Origin of the sequence: Streptomyces sp. NBC_00236 (assembly GCF_036195045.1) — a bacterium.
GTDB lineage: Bacteria > Actinomycetota > Actinomycetes > Streptomycetales > Streptomycetaceae > Streptomyces.
In genome coordinates this window covers 962140-975424 of the sequence record NZ_CP108100.1, presented here as the reverse complement: position 1 = coordinate 975424, position 13285 = coordinate 962140, and the positions used below count along the sequence as shown (strand labels likewise).

Annotated in this window: 11 protein-coding genes and 1 riboswitch; of the genes, 7 read left to right on the top strand and 4 right to left on the bottom strand. The window is 69.7% G+C overall.

What is annotated here, in order from left to right:
* The 4 genes from ftsR (at window position 1) to OG446_RS04265 (ending at window position 3613) form a co-directional block, all read left to right on the top strand.
* On the top strand, window positions 1-744 hold the full coding sequence (ftsR, locus tag OG446_RS04280; protein WP_328892774.1) for a transcriptional regulator FtsR: 744 nt from the start codon (window positions 1-3) through the stop codon (window positions 742-744).
* Between the two features lie 53 nt (window positions 745-797).
* Window positions 798-1271, top strand: a complete 474-nt coding sequence (locus OG446_RS04275; RefSeq protein ID WP_006123076.1) for a bifunctional nuclease family protein — start codon at window positions 798-800, stop codon at window positions 1269-1271.
* A 167-nt stretch (window positions 1272-1438) separates the two neighbouring features.
* The gene (locus OG446_RS04270; protein WP_326664475.1) at window positions 1439-2056 is read left to right on the top strand and encodes a MerR family transcriptional regulator; all 618 of its coding nucleotides are present in this window, start codon (window positions 1439-1441) and stop codon (window positions 2054-2056) included.
* A 93-nt stretch (window positions 2057-2149) separates the two neighbouring features.
* Complete coding sequence (locus tag OG446_RS04265; RefSeq protein ID WP_328892773.1) at window positions 2150-3613, top strand: DNA polymerase IV; 1464 nt, start codon at window positions 2150-2152, stop codon at window positions 3611-3613.
* Here the strand turns inward: OG446_RS04265 and OG446_RS04260 are convergent.
* Entirely contained in the window at window positions 3535-3906 is a 372-nt protein-coding gene (locus OG446_RS04260) for a PRC-barrel domain-containing protein (RefSeq protein ID WP_328892772.1), read from the bottom strand. The two genes, OG446_RS04265 and OG446_RS04260, sit on opposite strands and share 79 nt — an antisense overlap.
* Window positions 3907-4019: 113 nt before the next feature.
* Window positions 4020-4117, top strand: a riboswitch (glycine riboswitch).
* A 193-nt stretch (window positions 4118-4310) separates the two neighbouring features.
* Here OG446_RS04260 and gcvP point away from each other — a divergent pair.
* Window positions 4311-7196: an aminomethyl-transferring glycine dehydrogenase gene (gene gcvP, locus OG446_RS04255; protein WP_328892771.1), complete on the top strand. Its 2886-nt coding sequence runs from the start codon at window positions 4311-4313 to the stop codon at window positions 7194-7196.
* An 84-nt stretch (window positions 7197-7280) separates the two neighbouring features.
* Here gcvP and OG446_RS04250 read toward each other — a convergent pair whose 3' ends face one another.
* Window positions 7281-7487 carry a DUF5999 family protein gene (locus tag OG446_RS04250; RefSeq protein WP_148015119.1) on the bottom strand — a complete coding sequence of 69 codons (207 nt, stop codon included), beginning with the start codon at window positions 7485-7487 and terminating at the stop codon, window positions 7281-7283.
* A gap of 323 nt (window positions 7488-7810) precedes the next feature.
* On the bottom strand, window positions 7811-8404 hold the full coding sequence (locus OG446_RS04245; protein WP_328892770.1) for a hypothetical protein: 594 nt from the start codon (window positions 8402-8404) through the stop codon (window positions 7811-7813).
* Window positions 8405-8885: 481 nt separating this feature from the next.
* On the opposite strand from OG446_RS04245, the gene OG446_RS04240 reads away from it, so the two are divergent.
* Window positions 8886-10391 carry a glutamate-cysteine ligase family protein gene (locus tag OG446_RS04240; RefSeq protein ID WP_328892769.1) on the top strand — a complete coding sequence of 502 codons (1506 nt, stop codon included), beginning with the start codon at window positions 8886-8888 and terminating at the stop codon, window positions 10389-10391.
* A 108-nt stretch (window positions 10392-10499) separates the two neighbouring features.
* Here the strand turns inward: OG446_RS04240 and OG446_RS04235 are convergent, their stop codons facing one another.
* Window positions 10500-12287, bottom strand: a complete 1788-nt coding sequence (locus OG446_RS04235) for a substrate-binding and VWA domain-containing protein (protein WP_328892768.1) — start codon at window positions 12285-12287, stop codon at window positions 10500-10502.
* Window positions 12288-12471: 184 nt separating this feature from the next.
* Here OG446_RS04235 and OG446_RS04230 point away from each other — a divergent pair, with 184 nt between their 5' ends.
* Window positions 12472-13251: a CPBP family intramembrane glutamic endopeptidase gene (locus OG446_RS04230; protein WP_328892767.1), complete on the top strand. Its 780-nt coding sequence runs from the start codon at window positions 12472-12474 to the stop codon at window positions 13249-13251.
* Window positions 13252-13285 lie beyond the last annotated feature (34 nt).

Below are 13285 nucleotides of genomic sequence, written 5' to 3'. Positions count from 1 at the left end.
ATGCTGAGAACACCGACGGGCGGTGCCGGACACGGCACCGCCACCGCCGACGACCGCCCGATGAGCATCGGCACGGTGCTCCTGCAACTGCGGGACGAGTTTCCCGAAGTCACCATCTCCAAGATCCGATTCCTGGAGGCCGAGGGGCTCGTAGAACCGCAGCGGACCCCTTCCGGTTACCGGAAGTTCCGTCCGGACGACGTCGAGCGGCTGGCTCAGGTCCTCCGGATGCAGCGGGACCACTATCTTCCGCTGAGGGTCATCCGGGAGCACCTGGACGCTCTCGCCCGGGGCGAGCAGGTGACCCTGCCGGCTCCGGGCGGTGAGCCGGACACGGCCGACCACGGCTGGAGCGGCGCACCAGGCCGGGCCACCGCTGCCCGCATCGGCCGTGCCGAGCTCCTCGCGGCCGCGGAGGTGACCGAGAGCGACCTCGATGCCTGGGAGTCGTACGGTCTGGTCGCGCCGTCGCCGGAGGGCGGCTACGACGCCGCGACGGTCACCATCGCCAGGCTTGTGGCGGATCTGGGGCGATTCGGTCTCGAACCGCGTCATCTGCGTGCGATGCGAGGGGCCGCCGACCGGGAGGCCGGGCTGATCGAGCAGGTCGTCGCGCCCCTGCGCCGACACCGGAATCCGCAGACCAGAGCACATGCGGAGGCCACCGCGAAGGAGCTTGCAGAGCTGTCCGTACGGCTGCACTCGGCCCTCGTCCAGAGCGCTCTGCGGATCCGTCTCCACTGATCGAGGTGGGGCCCGACTACCCAAACCTGCCGAGCACGTCCTAGGGTTGCTGTGTGAACGAGCTCGACGTTGTGGGTGTCCGGGTGGAAATGCCCTCCAACCAACCGATCGTGCTCCTGCGTGAAGTGGGAGGCGACCGGTACCTCCCCATTTGGATCGGTCCTGGTGAGGCGACCGCGATCGCCTTCGCCCAGCAGGGCATGGCTCCTGCCAGGCCGCTGACCCATGATCTCTTCAAGGATGTGCTCGAGGCCGTGGGCCAGGAGCTCACCGAGGTCCGGATCACGGATCTGCGCGAAGGGGTCTTCTACGCGGAGCTGGTCTTCGCCAGTGGAGTCGAAGTGAGCGCGCGGCCTTCCGATGCCATAGCGCTCGCCCTGCGCACCGGCACGCCGATCTACGGCAGTGACGGGGTGCTCGACGATGCGGGAATCGCGATTCCCGACGAGCAGGAGGACGAGGTGGAGAAGTTCCGCGAGTTCCTCGACCAGATCTCGCCGGAGGACTTCGGTACGAACAGCCAGTGACGTCCCAAGGGGACCCCGCCAGCGCATCCGAGAAGCCTTTCCCGGTCGTGAGTCACGGGAAACCACCCTCAGGGTGATTATCACTCGGCGTGCCGAGTGTGGCGATCGTTGACGCACCCCGGGTGACTGCCTACCTTCGAGTGGGCAGGTCAAGGACGGAGGTCGGCGTGAGAAGCAGCGGCGACGGTACGGCAGTGGGTGGGCCGTATCCGCAGCAGGGGAGTACAGCCGGCCACACCATCAGGCAACCGGCTGCGCCGGATGCGGTGGCGGGGGACGGCGTGAAATCGGCCGACGAGATCGGTTACCGAGGGCCGACGGCATGCGCGGCGGCGGGGATCACCTACCGGCAGCTCGACTACTGGGCCCGCACGGGCCTGGTGGAGCCGAGCGTCCGCCCGGCCTACGGGTCGGGCACACAGCGGCTCTACAGCTTCCGGGACGTCGTCCTGCTGAAGATCGTGAAGCGTTTCCTCGATACCGGGGTCGCCCTTCAGAACATCCGCACCACCGTGCAGCATCTGCGGGCCCGCGGCTTCCAGGATCTCGAGCGCATGACGCTGATGAGTGACGGAGCGACCGTGTACGAGTGCTCCTCGCCCGCGGAGGTCGTCGAACTGCTCCAAGGGGGCCAGGGGGTCTTCGGCATCGCCGTAGGGGTGGTGTGGCGGGACGTGGACGCCGCGCTCTCGCAGCTGCACGGCGAGCGGGTGGACACGGGCGAGACGCTGATCGGGAACAACCCCACCGACGAGCTGGCCCGCCGCCGCAACCGGGCGGGCTGACCGGGTGGGAGGGCGGCCGCGCCCCGGGAAACCGGGGTGCGCCGGCCCCTGTGACAGGGCGACTGTCAGTGCCGTAGGGCACCATCGATTGATGTGAGAGCCGCGCCCACCATCCTGCATCTGGACATGGATGCCTTCTACGCGTCCGCGGAGCAGGCGGCGAAGCCGAGCCTGCGGGGCAAGCCGGTCGTGGTGGGCGGACTCGGCCCTCGTGGAGTCGTCGCCACCGCCTCCTACGAGGCACGTCGGTTCGGGGTGCATTCGGCGATGCCGATGGCGCAGGCCAGAAGGCTGGCGCCGAACGCGGCCTACCTGGTGCCGCGCTTCACGCTCTACCGGACCGTGAGCGACCAGGTCATGGAGCTGCTGGGCCGCCTCTCGCCCCTGGTGGAGCCGCTCAGCCTCGACGAGGCCTTCGTCGACCTGGAGGCGGGCGGGACCGCGGACGACACGGCCTCGGCCATGGAGATCGGCGAGCAGCTGCGCGCGGCGATCGAGGCGGTCACGGGGCTCAGCGGCTCGGTCGGCCTCGCGGGCTCCAAGATGCTGGCGAAGATCGCCTCCGAGGAGGCCAAACCCAACGGGATCCTGCTGATAGAGCCGGGCACGGAGCGCGCGCTGCTCGCACCCATGCCGGTGCGCACCCTGCCCGGCGTGGGCCCCGCCACCGCTGACCATCTCCGCCGCGCCGGGATGACCACGGTCAACGACCTCGCCGAGGCGGGCGAGGCGGAGCTCGTAAGGCTGCTGGGCAAGGCGCACGGCGCCTCCCTGCACCGCATGGCGTCCGGGCACGACGACCGGCCGGTGGTCGCCGAGCGCGATGCCAAATCGGTCTCCGTCGAGGACACCTTCGACACGGATCTCCACGACCGGGTCCGGGTGCGGACCGAGGTGGAGCGACTGGCCGACCGCTGCGTCCACCGGCTGAGGGCCGCCGGACGGTCAGGACGCACGGTGGTGCTGAAGGTGCGGCGCTACGACTTCTCGACGCTCACCCGTTCGGAGACGCTCCGCGGGCCCACGGACGACCCCTCGGTCGTGAGAGAGGCCGCTGCGCGGCTCCTGGAGGCGGTGGACACGACCGGGGGCGTGCGCCTGCTCGGCGTCGGCGTCACCGGCCTCGCCGACTTCACCCAGGAGGATCTGTTCGCCCAGGCAGCCGGTGAGCGGATGGCCGCCGAGCTCCCGGACGTCGCGGCGCCGGGCGCGCACGCCGACGCGGACGACGGAGGGCCGGAGAGCGAGGAACCCGCGCACGAGAGCCCGGAGCAGCTTGCCGCACGGCGCTGGCCGGCCGGGCACGACGTACGTCACGAGACGTACGGGCACGGCTGGGTGCAGGGAAGCGGGGTCGGCCGGGTGACGGTGCGGTTCGAGGAGCCGGAATCGGCGCCCGGCAGGGTCCGCACGTTCCGTATCGACGATCCGGAACTGCAGCCCGCCGATCCGCTGCCGCTCGTGCGGAACCCGGTGGACTACTCGTCCTGGCCGGCCAGCTTGCCGAAGTCACGGTCCGCAGCGCTCTCGACGGGTGCCGCCGAGTCCAGACCGTAGTGCCGGTAGAGCTGGAGCTCCTGTTCCGGCGAGAGATGGCGGCCGACCCCGAAGTCGGGTGCGTCCTTGATCAGGGCACGGTCGAAGGGGATGCGCAGCGTGTCCTCGACGAATTCGCTGGGCTCCAGCGGGACGAAGGCGTCCCGGCTGAACAGTCCGGTACGCACGGCCGCCCATTCGGGCACACCCGTCGCGTCGTCGAGGTACACCTCGTCCACGGTTCCGATCTTGGTGCCCTTGCGGTCGAACGCCTTGCGGCCGATCAGGCTGCGCGGATCGATGTCGGTCTGCACGGTCCCTCCCACGGGTCGTGGCTGCTCCACAGGCACTACAGAAGTGCAGATTCGTGGCGTCGGCCACTCGAGATCTCCTTCGCATACCCCGCTGGTAGGCTGGCCATGGCTGCTGACCCCGTGCGGGAGAGTCCTCCGGAGGAAAACCGGAGGGCGCCGAAGGAGCAAATCCTCCCCGGAATCTCTCAGGCCCCCGTACCGCACGGACGAGGTCACTCTGGAAAGCAGGGCGGGTTCCGCACGGCCACGGCCGGGCCGGAACCCATCCTCACCGACGGTGAAAGCCGGTGCGCCCCGTGGGCACCGGTGAAGCTCTCAGGTTGAGATGACAGAGGGGGAGGCCGTTCGGGCACCCCGCGCCGTGGTGCCCCTCGCAGGTCGTGACAGACCAGGAGGCCTCCATCATGACCCCCCGTCGCACTTCGCTCTCCCAGCTGGAACAGGGAATCCCGTTCGAGCAGCGCCACATCGGTCCCGATGCCGAGGCACAGGCGAAGATGCTCGCCCAGGTCGGTTACGGCTCGCTCGTCGAGCTCACCGCCGCCGCGGTGCCCGATGTGATCAGGAGTGCCGAGGCCCTGAACCTGCCGGCCGCCCGGACCGAGGCCGAGGTCCTCGCCGAGCTACGCCTGCTCGCCGACCGCAACCAGGTCCTGGCCCCGATGATCGGGCTCGGCTACTACGGGACGTTCACCCCGCCGGTGATCCTCCGCAACGTGATGGAGAACCCCGCCTGGTACACGGCCTACACGCCGTACCAGCCCGAGATCTCCCAGGGGCGCCTCGAAGCCCTCCTGAACTTCCAGACCATGGTCGCCGAGCTCACCGGGCTGCCCACCTCCGGCGCCTCGCTGCTCGACGAGGGCACCGCCGCGGCCGAGGCCATGGCACTGGCCCGGCGCGTCGGCAAGGTCAAGAACGGCGTCTTCCTGGTCGACGCGGACACCCTCCCGCAGACCGTCGCCGTCATCGAGACGCGTGCCGAGCCGACCGGTGTCGAGGTCGTCGTCGCCGACCTCACCGACGGGATCCCGGCCGAGCTCGCCGAGCGCGGCGTCTTCGGCGTGCTGCTGCAGTACCCGGGCGCCTCCGGAGCCGTACGGGACATCAAGCCCGTCATCGAGCAGGCCCACGAGCTCGGCGCCATCGTCACGGTGGCCGCCGACCTGCTCGCCCTCACCCTGCTCACGTCCCCCGGAGACCTGGGCGCGGACATCGCCGTCGGCACCACACAGCGCTTCGGCGTGCCGATGGGCTTCGGCGGACCGCACGCCGGCTTCATGGCGGTGCGCGAGAAGTTCGCGCGCAGCCTCCCGGGCCGTCTCGTCGGTGTCTCCGTGGACGCGGACGGCAACAAGGCGTACCGGCTGGCCCTGCAGACCCGCGAGCAGCACATCCGCCGCGAGAAGGCCACCAGCAACATCTGCACCGCACAGGTGCTGCTCGCCGTGATGGCCGGCATGTACGCCGTCTACCACGGCCCCGACGGGCTCCGGACGATCGCCCGGCGCACCCACCGCTACGCCGCCATCCTGGCCGAGGGCCTGCGGGCCGCCGGTGTCGACGTGGTGACCGGTGCCCACTTCGACACGCTCACCGTCCGGGTTCCGGGCAAGGCCTCCGCGGTCGTCGCCGACGCCCGTGACCGTGGGGTCAACCTGCGGCTCGTCGACGGCGACCTCGTCTCGCTCGCCTGCGACGAGACCACGACCCGCGCCCAGATCGCGGCCGTCTGGGCGGCCTTCGGCGCCGAGGGCGACATCGAGGCGCTGGACGCCACGACCGCCGACGCACTGCCCGAGGGGCTGCTGCGCACCGACGCGTACCTGACCCACCCGGTCTTCCACCAGCACCGTTCCGAGACCGCGATGCTGCGCTACCTGCGCAAGCTCGCCGACCGTGACTACGCGCTGGACCGCGGCATGATCCCGCTCGGTTCCTGCACCATGAAGCTGAACGCGACCGCCGAGATGGAGTCGATCACCTGGCCCGAGTTCGGCGCACTGCACCCCTTCGCGCCGGCCGAGCAGGCCGAGGGCTTCCTGACACTCATCCGTGAGCTGGAGGAGCGTCTGGCCGAGGTCACCGGCTACGACGCGGTGTCCATCCAGCCGAACGCCGGCTCGCAGGGCGAGTTCGCGGGGCTGCTGGCCGTGCGCGCGTACCACCGCGCCAATGGCGACGAGGGCCGCACTGTCTGTCTGATCCCGTCCTCCGCGCACGGGACCAACGCCGCGAGCGCCGTGATGGCCGGGATGAAGGTCGTCGTGGTGAAGACCGCCGACGACGGCGAGGTCGACATCGAGGACCTCCGCGCCAAGATCGCGCAGCACCGCGACGAGCTCGCCGTGCTCATGATCACCTACCCGTCCACGCACGGTGTCTTCGAGGAGCACGTCGCCGACATCTGCGGCGAGGTGCACGACGCCGGCGGGCAGGTGTACGTCGACGGAGCCAACCTCAACGCGCTGGTGGGCCTCGCCAAGCCGGGACACTTCGGCGGCGACGTCTCGCACCTGAACCTGCACAAGACCTTCTGCATCCCGCACGGCGGCGGCGGTCCCGGTGTCGGTCCCGTGGGTGTGCGCGCGCACCTGGCGCCGTACCTCCCGAACCACCCGCTGCAGCCCGCCGCCGGTCCGGAGACCGGTGTCGGACCGATCTCGGCCGCTCCGTGGGGCTCGGCCGGCATCCTCCCGATCTCGTGGGCCTACGTACGCCTGATGGGTGGCGAGGGGCTGAAGCGTGCGACGCAGGTCGCCGTCCTCGCGGCCAACTACATCGCCAAGCGGCTGGAGCCGCACTACCCGATCCTGTACAACGGCCCGGCGGGACTGGTCGCGCACGAGTGCATCGTGGATCTGCGGCCCATCTCGAAGGCGACCGGCGTCAGCATCGACGACGTCGCCAAGCGCCTCATCGACTACGGCTTCCACTCGCCGACCATGTCGTTCCCCGTCGCGGGCACGCTCATGATCGAGCCGACCGAGAGCGAGGACCTTGCTGAGCTGGACCGGTTCTGCGACACGATGATCGCCATTCGCGGCGAGATCGAGAAGGTCGCCTCGGGCGAGTGGAGTGCGGACGACAACCCGCTGGGCAACGCCCCGCACACCGCGGCCGCGCTGGGCGGGGAGTGGGAGCACGCCTACAGCCGCGAGGTGGCCGTCTTCCCGGCCGGGGTCTCGGCTGCCGACAAGTACTGGCCTCCGGTGCGCCGGATCGACGGCGCGTTCGGTGACCGCAACCTCGTCTGCTCCTGCCCGCCGCTGGAGGAGTACGACAACTGACGCCGAATCACAGGGCGTGACGCGGAGACGCGTGGGGGCCGGTGCGGAGAACTCTCCGGGCCGGCCCCTTTTCCGTACGGCCGTTCAGGCCGCCTTCACCACCCGGCCCGTTCCCAGCGGCCGGTGCGGGGCGATGATCTGCCCGTCCGGGAGCAGCTCACCGGTGTCCTCGAAGAGCAGGACGCCGTTGCACAGCAGGCTCCAGCCCTGTTCCGGGTGGTGCGCCACAAGGCGGGCGGCTTCCCGGTCGGCGGAGTCGGCTGTCGGGCAGGCTGGCTGGTGCTGACACATGGCTGGGTTCTTTCGCTGCGTTGAGTTGAGTGTCCTGCGGCTTGAAGAGGTGTTCATGGCCGCCCCCCGTATCGATCGGTCCGGTCCCAGTGTTGCCCCACGGACGTCGATCCGCAGGGATTTCGCAGCAGCGCTTCTTCTCCTCTCATGACGCATCACCCGCCCGGACGGTTCAACGCAACTGCACTGTCACTTCGGGTGGTTCGGGGTGGCCGGATGGGGCTAGTCCGGATGGGCAGGAGGGGCCCCCACTTGATGGCACTGTGCCCCGCCACCGGATCCGGTGGCGGGGCACAGTGCCATCAAGTGGGGGGAGCCGGGGCTCAGGCGGGGGAGCCGAGCAGGGGGCCGGGGCCGGGTGCGATACGGGTGGTGATCACGGGGAGCAGATCAGCGACCCGGTGCGGACGGTGTGCCGCGATGCCCGGTGGGGCGGGAGCCAGCGGTACCAGCAGATCGGCCGGGGCGGGGGACCCGCCGGACGCGTCGGCCCCGGTGTCCCCGTGCAGCCACAGCGCCAGCATGTAGAGCTCGGGGATGGACAGCAGCCTCGGCTGGTACGGCGTCGCCGCCGCTTCCGCGTGGCGCAGGGCGAGTTCGGTCGAGGCGATGTACGGGCCTTCGAAGAAGTGCGAGAAGGCCCAGCCGTCGGGGGTGAGCATCGTGTCCGCCGCCGCGACGGCCCGCTCCGTACTGCGGATCAGGAAGCGCCATCCGGTGAGCCTGGTCGTGGGCGCCGGCCCGTCCCGGCCGATGCGGTCCAGCACATGGACGGGGAGCGGGTGTTCGGGGCTCAGCGGTCCCTGGACGGCTCGCAGAGCGGGGGTGCGGGCCTCGCGGACCGCGGTCGGTGAACCGAGCGCCGCGAGAACGCTGCGCAGAGCGGGCGCGGGAGCCGGGGGTACATGCAGCGGCATAGTGGGTCGCCTCTCACTTCGGAGACACGGTGGAGCGTGGGCGGGTGCAGACGGCGCTGTCGGCGTGCGGGGCCAGAGGAGGCCGGTGACTGGGCCGGTGCGTCAACTCTCTGCCTCGTCCGCGGAGTTTATACGACACGTGTTCACGCGGTGTTTCCACTAGCCGCCACGGCTATTGCCGGCAAGGCGGTATCCGGACTTAATTATGCGGAGATTATGCTGATTCGGTGTGAGCGGCGCAGCCACCGCCTCGGGTTTTTCCCGCGCAGCGGTAGGCTGAAACGTGTCGCTGCTTTCCCTGCGTGCCGTCCAGGGAATCTGTGCACTGCTTCATGCCGAGTGAATGTGCCCCGGGCCTCAGCCGTCAGATTAGCGGGTGCGCGGCGCCCGTGGGGCGTTATGGATCTCGTTGCCTGGGCATTATCGACCGTGACGCGAGCGGCCTGGGCCGCGGGCTGCCCACTCGAGGAGGGATACTTCGATGGGGGAGAAGGTCGTTGCGGGCGCCTTTGACCTGTCCGACCGGCAGAAGTACCGGAGGAAACTCCATCAGTGCCTGGAGGGGCTGGGGAGGCTCCTGGCGGAGCGGAGGTTCGACCGGCCGCGCAACCTCATGGGCATGGAGATCGAACTGAATCTGGCGGGCGCCGACGGTATGCCGAAGATGTTGAATGGACAGGTTCTGGATCGCATCGCCAGCCGTGATTTCCAGACGGAACTGGGGATGTTCAATCTCGAAGTGAACATAGTTCCACATAATCTTTCAGGCCGTGTTCTCGATCAACTGGCCGAGGAGCTGAGAACGGGTCTCGGATATGCCGACCGGAAGGCTGCCGAGGTCGATGCCGGGATCATGATGATCGGAATACTTCCCACCCTCGGACGCGAGGACATGGTCCGGTCCAACCTCTCCGATGTCGACCGCTACGCGCTGCTGAACGATCAAATGGTGGCGGCGCGCGGCGAGGATTTCTCCCTGGATATCGAGGGCGTGGAGCGACTGGTCTGCACCTCGGGGTCGATCACACCGGAGGCCGCCTGCACCTCGGTACAGCTCCATCTGCAGGTGACCCCGGAACGCTTCGCCGACGTGTGGAACGCGGCCCAGGCCGTCGCCGCGGTCCAGGTGGCCCTGGGAGCCAACTCCCCCTTCCTGTTCGGCCGGGAGCTGTGGCGGGAGTCGCGGCCACCGCTCTTCCAGCAGGCGACGGACACCAGGCCGCCGGAACTGCAGAACCAAGGGGTGCGGCCGAGGACCTGGTTCGGTGAGCGGTGGGTCGACTCGGCCTACGAGCTCTTCGAGGAGAACCTCCGCTACTTTCCCCCGCTGCTGCCGATCTGTGACGAGGAGGATCCCCTGCGGGTCATCGACGAGGGAGGAGTGCCCGGGCTCCAGGAACTCGTCCTGCACAACGGCACGGTCTACCGGTGGAACCGTCCGGTCTACGGGCTGGCGGACGGCGTACCGCACCTGAGGGTGGAGAACCGGGTGCTTCCCGCGGGACCGACCGTCGCCGACGTGATCGCCAACACGGCGCTCTACTACGGGCTCGTACGGGCACTCGCGGAGGAATCCCGGCCGGTGTGGACCAGGATGCCCTTCACCGCCGCGGCCGAGAACTTCGAGACCGCCTGCCGCCAGGGCATCGATGCCGAGCTGCTCTGGCCCCGGCCCGGCCGCTCCGGCGGACTGACCCGGGTGCCGGCCGTCAAACTCGTGCGGGACGAGCTGCTGCCCCTGGCCGCCGCTGGCCTCGATGCCTGGAACATCGAGCCCGCGGACCGGGACCACTACCTGGGGATCATCGAGGAGCGCTGCAGGCGGCGGACGAACGGTGCGTCCTGGCAGGCCGACACCTATCACCGGGCGAGGGAGGTGGGGCTGGGGCGGGCCGAGGCGCTCGCCGCCATGACCCGGAGGTACGCCGAACTGATGCAGGCCGGCGAGCCCGTCCACACCTGGCCGGTGGACCTTCCCGCCCGGTGAGACGGGGCCGGCCGCGGCCGCCGGTCCGCCCGGGCCCGTGGAGGAACACGGGCCCGCGGCCCCGTCCGCCGCCCCGGCGCGTGACCTGGGCGGCGTGCGGTGCGAGCGCTACTCCCCGGCGCCGCCACCGCTCTGCCCCGCGGTCATGACGGCCTGCAGGATCACCGCCTGGATCTCCGCCGGGTCGCTGACCTGATAGCCGCCGCCACCGGTCACCTTCGCTATCTCATTGACCTCTTCGCGGTCCGCGTCGGGGCCGACCGCGATGGCGAGCAGCGGAACCGGGCGCTCCGGGTCGGTGATCTTCTTGAGTTCGGCGATCAGGGCGGACCGCGAGATGGAGCGGTCGTCCTGGTTCGAGCCGTCGGTGAGGATCACGACGGCGTTGAACTTGCCCTTCACGTACGTACGCTGCGCCTCCTTGTAAGCGGCCAGCGCGGTGTCGTAGAGGCCCGTGGCCCCGTCGGGCACGGGCTTCAGCGAGGAGAACGCCGCGGCGAGCTTGTCGCGGTGCGTGCCCCCGCCCTTGGCCGCGTCGCCGAGTCTGCTGGTCTCCACCAGACGGCGGTAGTCCTTGTCGCCGTCGAGCGTGGTGGCGAACTCCCAGAGACCGATCTCGTCGTTCGGCGTGAACTGGTTGAGAGCCTGGATCAGGGACGCCTTGGTGACGTCCATCCGCGACTGGTTGCGGCCCGGCACGATCGTGGCCATCGACCCCGAGGCGTCGACGACCGTGGTGAGCCGTGCGCTCTGGACGGTGATCGTCCACATGCCGAGCGTCTCCTGCAGCGTCTCGTCCGAGGGCGCGGCCCCCGGCGCTGTGGCGTACGGCTGGGGTGACCTGCCGCCGGCCGAGGCGACCAGGGTCTCGTCCGCCGTGCCGTCCACGGTCCGGAAGCCGTGCTCCTGCAGTGTGCGCTGGGAGGCGTCCTCGGACAGCAGCGTCATGAAGCGCAGGGCTGCCCGGCTCTCGTCCGTCGTCTGTTCCTCCTCGTTGACCAGGGTGAACGGGTAGTTGAGGAGCGGAGCGCCGTCCTTCGGGTAGAAGAGGTCGAGCTTGCTGCCGCCCGTCGACTCGGCGTTGTGGGCGAACGCGGCCTGCTCGGAGAGGAGCACCGCCTGGTTCCGGGCCGGATTTCCCTGTTCCGCGCCGGAACTGTCCTGGGGCAGGGTCTCCACGACCTGGGTATCGCCGTCCGACATCCGCTGGGCGAGCAGCTTGGCGGTGGCCGCGGCCCTCGTGTCGCTGTCCCCGCCCAGTTTGTCGGAGGAGATCCCGATGCTCGTGAGGGCCAGCAGGCCCGTGGCGCTGCGTGCGGGGTCGGCCGAGCCCAGACGTACCTTGTCGGACTCCATGGCCGCGGCCGTCAGTTCGGCCCAGGAGTACTTCTTCTCGGGCCAGCCGAGGCTCTTGGCCGCGGAGGGCACCATGGCGAGCGTGACGGGTGACGAGGCGACGGAGTCGCCCGGGGTGATCGGGATGGCGTCTCCGAGGCCCTTCGCCCGGTTCAGCCAGAGGTCGGAGTCGGGGAGCCACATCTGGTAGTCCGGCGCACTGGTGCCCCGGGCGAGGGCGTCCGCGACCTTGTACGAGTCGCGGGCCACCACGTCCACGTCCACGCAGTGGCCGTCGGATCTCAGATTGTCCTTGCGCGCCTTGTCGGCGACGGCACGCACGGCGGGGGCGATGTCCGGCGAGGTCATCATGGACAGGTGCACGGCGGTGTCCTCGCAGGACTTCGAGAACGACAGCAGGCCGCCCTGTGCCGCAACCGCCGTTCCCGCTGCCACGGCGAGAACGAGCATGGTGGCGATGGCTACGGTACGGCGGCGGCGCGGTGGACGGTCCCCGCTTCCATCCGTGGCGTAGTCGTCCGGCAAGCTGTGACGTCCCATGTCGGTGGTGCCCCTCCTTGAGGATGAACAAGGAAAAGGGGGACCACACCATCGGCAATGGTGCTCGTCCCCCGGCCTGTCGCGCATGATCTTCGTACCTGCATTCGAGACCCTAGCGGGGCCGGGGGCAGCATGGGACGTGAATGCACAACTGAGGGCAGGTGTACAGGTGGAGGCGGGGCGAGTGGCTGAATCTTTTCCCCAGGAGGCCGTGTCACGACGGATCTTGCGGTCCGAAACGGTGTTGGTTCTGGCCCTCTCACTGGGAGCCAGCGGAGTGTCTGCCCTGATCAGTTTTGTCGGATCCCTGACGAAACCAGGGGGTTTGAAGGATCAGGCGGCCACGCTCAACAGCTCCTACGCGCCGGGGCGCCCATGGCTGGATCTGGCCTGGCAGCTGTTCGGCATCACGACGGCACTGGTGCCGGTCGCCCTGGTGGCGCATCTGCTGATCAGGGAGGGGACGGGGCTGCGCGCCATCGGCTTCGACCGCACCAGGCCGTGGTCGGACATCGGGCGCGGGACGCTGGTGGCGGCGGGGATCGGCAGTGCGGGACTGGCCTTCTATCTGGTCGCCCGCACCGCCGGTTTCAACCTCACGGTCGTCCCCGAGTCGCTGCCCGACGTGTGGTGGAAGTTCCCCGTGCTCATCCTGTCGGCGATCCAGAACGCCGTGGTGGAGGAAGTGATCGTCGTCGGCTATCTGCTGCGCAGGCTGGGGCAGTTGGGGTGGACTCCCATGGCCGCGCTGGTGGCGAGTTCGGTCCTGCGCGGCTCGTACCACCTGTACCAGGGCATCGGCGGCTTCATCGGCAACATGGTGATGGGCGTCGTCTTCGTGCTGCTGTACCGCCGCTGGCAGCGCGTGGGGCCGCTGGTCGCCGCCCATGCCCTGCTCGACATCGGTGCGTTCGTCGGGTACGCGCTGCTCGCCGGGAAGGTGGGCTGGCTGCCGACCCCGTGAGGCCGGGGCAGGCGTGCGGGGGTGAGGGGTGCGC

Excerpts from the sequence above, each read along its gene's own strand:
- gcvP (WP_328892771.1), top strand. The coding sequence starts at position 4,311 with ATGACCCCCCGTCGCACTTCGCTCTCCCAGCTGGAACAGGGAATCCCG.
- ftsR (WP_328892774.1), top strand. The coding sequence starts at position 1 with ATGCTGAGAACACCGACGGGCGGTGCCGGACACGGCACCGCCACCGCC.
- OG446_RS04250 (WP_148015119.1), bottom strand. The coding sequence starts at position 7,487 with ATGTGTCAGCACCAGCCAGCCTGCCCGACAGCCGACTCCGCCGACCGG.
- OG446_RS04240 (WP_328892769.1), top strand. The coding sequence starts at position 8,886 with ATGGGGGAGAAGGTCGTTGCGGGCGCCTTTGACCTGTCCGACCGGCAG.
- OG446_RS04235 (WP_328892768.1), bottom strand. The coding sequence starts at position 12,287 with ATGGGACGTCACAGCTTGCCGGACGACTACGCCACGGATGGAAGCGGG.
- OG446_RS04245 (WP_328892770.1), bottom strand. The coding sequence starts at position 8,404 with ATGCCGCTGCATGTACCCCCGGCTCCCGCGCCCGCTCTGCGCAGCGTT.